1 protein-coding gene is annotated in these 765 nt (G+C 64.6%); it reads left to right on the forward strand.

Going from position 1 to position 765, the window contains the following annotated elements; all coding sequences use genetic code 11:
* Window positions 1–765, forward strand: a 765-nt coding sequence (locus tag ASU03_RS19310; RefSeq protein WP_157466006.1) for a DEAD/DEAH box helicase, incomplete at both ends; no start/stop codon positions are given.

The following is a 765-nucleotide window of genomic DNA, read 5'->3' on the forward strand; positions in this document are numbered from 1 at the left end:
ATTCGTTGCCAATCGATGATGTTTTACCCGCCTTGCGTGAAGCCTTGGCGACGCGCCATGAAGCCGTGCTCGAAGCACCGCCCGGCGCCGGTAAAACCACGCGGGTGCCGTTGGCGCTGTTGAATGAAAGCTGGCTGGCCGGGCAAACCATCCTGATGCTTGAACCGCGTCGGCTAGCGGCCCGCGCCGCCGCCGAGCGCCTGGCCAGCGAGCCGGGGGCAAAGGTCGGGGAAACCGTCGGCTATCGGATCCGCCTGGACAGCAAGGTCGGCCCCAACACCCGTATCGAAGTGGTCACCGAAGGCATCCTCACGCGCCGCTTGCAGGATGACCCGGCGCTGGATGGCGTAGGCCTGTTGATCTTCGACGAGTTCCACGAGCGCAGTCTCGACGCCGACCTGGCGCTGGCCCTGAGCCTCAATGGCCGCGAGCTGTTTCGCGACGAACAACCGCTGAAAACCCTCCTGATGTCCGCCACCCTTGAAGGCGAACGCCTGTCGGGCCTGCTCGACGACGCACCGATCCTGCGCAGTGAAGGGCGCATGTACCCGGTGCAGATGCGCTGGGGCCGACCGTTCCAGCCTGGTGAATTTATCGAGCCACGGTTGGTGCAGACCATCCTTGAAGCCCTGCATGACGAAACCGGCAGCGTGCTGGTGTTCCTGCCCGGCCAGGCGGAGATTCGCCGGGTCAATCAACAGTTGGCGGACGCCTTGGGTGAGCGCAGCGATGTACTGCTCTGCCCGTTGCATGGCGAACTCGACC

Source organism: Colwellia sp. TT2012, from assembly GCF_001440345.1.
Classification (GTDB): domain Bacteria; phylum Pseudomonadota; class Gammaproteobacteria; order Enterobacterales; family Alteromonadaceae; genus Colwellia.